This window comes from Planktothrix sp. FACHB-1355, assembly GCF_014748295.1.
GTDB lineage: Bacteria > Cyanobacteriota > Cyanobacteriia > Cyanobacteriales > Aerosakkonemataceae > Aerosakkonema > Aerosakkonema funiforme_A.
The window spans coordinates 1-3,130 of the sequence record NZ_JACJUP010000874.1 but is presented as its reverse complement, the minus strand read 5'-3'; the positions used below and the strand labels follow the sequence as shown (position 1 = coordinate 3,130).

Genomic DNA, 3,130 nt, shown 5'->3' with positions numbered 1-3,130 from the left:
ATCGCGTAATTCTTCTTGAATTGCCTGTCGCAAATGAGAAAGATTTACTGGTTTAACGAAGTACCTTGTAGCTCCCAAACTGAGAGCGCGTTGTTGATCGGCTTTAAAAGCATACGCCGAGACGACGATCACAGGTACTTGATGCCAGTCCGGTATCTCCCGGATTTCTTGGAGTATGGTATATCCATCAACTCCTGGTAACTTCAAGTCTAATAAAACTAGCTGAGGCCGAAACTTGGACATCGCCTGAAAAAAGGTGCTGCCTTCGGCAAGGCACAAAACCTGGTATCCGAGATAACAGAGGTAGTCGCTCAGCAAGCGACGATTTACCTCGTGGTCTTCAACGAGTAAAATTCGATCGGCCAAAATTTGCTCTCCTGACTGAGCAAGCGGGATTTGCTGTATTTTCAGCATGGTTTTTATAGTTTGGCTAGCACCCTTTGTGCAAGGCTTTCGTTTACAACCGGAAAATTCTCCAGAGAGTAATACTAGGAGAATACAGTAGCAATACTGCTAAGTATCCGTTACCTTTATGTAAAATTTATCAATTTATACAAAAGATAAAAATCTTATTCTGTCTTTATAACGAGTTGCTTGACCGAGTAAAACCTGCTTTTAATCACTTCTACCCATTATTAAAATTATGTTAAGAATTGTGTACATAATATGGTCGAAAGTAGTGTATTACCGATCCAGAATGGTTATAGTAAATTTCTTCGATACAAGTTATACATTATGATTTTTTCAATAAAAAAAGACAGCAATACGATCGCATTTTACTGTTACGATTTTTCTGAAATTTTAATTTATTTTGATGAACCATAACTCTCAAAGAGCTATCCTGCGTTTGAAAGTTGGCGCTTAGTTGCAAGAGAATTGTCCAGACTGGCAAAACCTAAGAGAGGGGCTTCGCCATCTAGTTCAAGTTATAGCGATTGCGTTCGTCAGTGATGACGTTCTTAGCCCAAAATCATTTACTAGGGCAATATTTAGGCTGGCGATCGCACACGCAAGAATTCATCCATTCGCTTCACCGCAACTTCCAGAACTGGCGGTTCGTGTACTAGAGCAAAACGGACATACCCTTCCCCAGATTTACCAAACCCAGCACCGGGAGAAACGGCAACACCCGTAGCTTCCACGAGCTGAGTGCAAAATCCGATCGAATTTTCCGTCCAAGGTGCGGGTAATTTGGCCCATACATACATTGTGGCTCTTGGTGTCGGAACCAGCCAGCCAATATTATTTAAAGCTTTGACGAAAGCATCTCGCCGATTTCGGAAAGTGGCAACGGCAGCTTTGACTCCTTCTTGAGGGCCACTTAAGGCCGCGATCGCGCCGTTAAGGATACCTCCATACTGATTAAAATCAACAGCCGCTTTTACCTGCCGCAACGCCTGAATCAGCTTTGGATTGCCGATAGCATAACCGATGCGAAAACCACCCATATTATAAGACTTGGAAAGAGTGAAGAACTCGATCGAAACACTTTTTTCAGGATCGGCTTGCAGTATCGAAGGTGCCGATGTATCCTCAAAAACTAAATCGGCGTAGGGAAAATCGTGAACCAACACAAGATTGTGCTGTTGGCAAAAGGCAACAGCTGTTTGGAAAAAAGACAGCGGTGCGATCGCCGCAGTAGGGTTATGGGGATAACTTAGCACCATCATTTTTGCCTGTGCTAAAACTGCTTCTGGCACCTCCTCAAATATAGGCAAAAACCCATTTTCTGCCCGTAGGGGCATAGGGTAGATCTGACCGCTGGCGAGGTAGACCCCACCCATATGCGAAGGATAGCCTGGGTCTAATAGCAGCGCAAAATCTCCTGGATTGAGAACTGCCAAGGGCAAATGGGCCGTTCCTTCCTGAGAACCGATCAGCGGCAGCACTTCAGTTTCCGGGTCAACCGGGATACCAAATTTTTGAGTATACCAGGTAGCAGCAGCAACCCGAAAATCTTTCGTGCTGCGAAACAGTAAGTAACCGTGGGTGCTGGGGTCTTGTAAGGATTGAGCGATCGCATTGATGACGTGGGTTGCTGCTGGCAAATCCGAAGATCCCAGCGACAGGTCAATTAATTCCTTTCCTCCTGCTACTGATGATGCTTTCGCCCGATCCATATCTGCGAAAACATTAAATTGTAGGGGTTCTAAACGTTTAGCAAATTGCATATTTACTCAATAATCATTATTCTTGCAATTATCGTATAATTGAGCGAGTGCAGACCAAGACCTTTCGGCAGCAGATTGTCTCCCCATCGAATTCAGTTCCTTGGCAAATGTGAATTTTTTAGTCAGTACCGTGCCATACTTGTTAATGCCGTCTCTGCCAATATTTTTAGCAATATTTTTGTTGTCCATCCCATAATAGCGCCTGTACTTATTCTGGATAAATTGGGAGGTGCGAATAGCCTCGTCAATGGCGGGATATTGACTATCTTTCCCTTTGACTTTGAATTCGCAAACAATCATGGCTCGACCTTTATATACCACGGTTTTATATTAGCATAGCTCGTATAAAGTCGCCCTAGAAGGGCGAGGTTTTTAACCCAAAATTTTGATAACTATTTACAGGTGGGATTCCAGTAACTGGGTGATTTTCTGTTTGCTATCGATGCCCTCAACAGACCCGATCAATTCGCCATTTTTAAACAGTCTCAATGCGGGAACGCCTTCGACCTTATACTTTGCCACAGTAGTCGGATTGGGATCTACCTCCATTTTGACCACCTTGAGGCGATCGCTATAAGTTTGCGCTGCTGAGTTAATTAACGGGGTCATCAGACGGCAAGGGCCACACCAAGAAGCCCAGAAGTATACTAACACTGGCTGTGTTGCTTTCAGGACTTGAGTTTCAAATTCGGAATCGGTAATTGCGATCGTGCTGCTCATAAAACTTTTCCACGACTGACATTGATCAACTTACCCCACCCCAGACACGAACTCAACCTAGTTGGAGTAGAAATATAACTTTCGATAGTTGCGAAAAGCATTGGCTATGCTGAGGCTCAGGTGGATGCAATCTTTACAAATTCTTTACCGAAGGTATGTACAAACACTGGTTATAGGTTTATATGTATATGTTAGGGTGCATTCGGAGAAGACTCATAGAGAGTTGCTGGCTTAGTTAA

At 43.8% G+C, this 3,130-nt stretch carries 4 protein-coding genes; all 4 read right to left on the bottom strand.

Going from position 1 to position 3,130, the window contains the following annotated elements:
* On the bottom strand, positions 1–414 hold a 414-nt coding region (locus tag H6S82_RS26305), incomplete at its 3' end, for a response regulator (RefSeq protein WP_191056959.1).
* 575 nt (positions 415–989) lie between these two features.
* Positions 990–2,171 (bottom strand): LL-diaminopimelate aminotransferase, encoded by a 1,182-nt coding sequence (locus tag H6S82_RS26300; protein WP_190470526.1) that lies wholly within the window; start codon positions 2,169–2,171, stop codon positions 990–992.
* Positions 2,172–2,177: 6 nt separating this feature from the next.
* A complete protein-coding gene (locus H6S82_RS26295; RefSeq protein WP_242057121.1) occupies positions 2,178–2,471 on the bottom strand; it encodes a hypothetical protein in 294 nt (97 codons plus the stop codon).
* 96 nt (positions 2,472–2,567) lie between these two features.
* A complete protein-coding gene (gene trxA / locus H6S82_RS26290; protein ID WP_190470524.1) occupies positions 2,568–2,891 on the bottom strand; it encodes a thioredoxin in 324 nt (107 codons plus the stop codon).
* Positions 2,892–3,130 lie beyond the last annotated feature (239 nt).